This window comes from Vibrio sp. 10N.222.52.B12, assembly GCF_002875385.1.
Lineage (GTDB): Bacteria > Pseudomonadota > Gammaproteobacteria > Enterobacterales > Vibrionaceae > Vibrio > Vibrio jasicida.
Map to the genome: position 1 here is coordinate 1 of NZ_MDAW01000016.1, position 226 is coordinate 226.

Sequence of the window (226 nt, forward strand, 5' to 3'; positions counted from 1 at the left end):
CCGGTGAGGCATTCACATCAGCTAAAGCATTGGCGATGACCCCAACCTTAACCGTTGAAAATATCAGTGATGTTAACGAAACGGGCGCTGCAAGCGTTGCCGTCAGTGGTAATAGCACACGCTTCGAAACCACAGACACATTGACCATCAAAGCGGTCGATACGGACAATAAAGAAGTCACGCAAACCACGACAGCGGCTGCATTGGGTAAATGGAACACGACGCT

The 226-nt window shown here is 50.0% G+C and carries 1 pseudogene; it reads left to right on the plus strand.

Annotated features, from left to right (window positions below):
• Nucleotides 1-226 (plus strand): annotated as a pseudogene (locus BCT11_RS01030) (hypothetical protein); the annotation flags it as partial.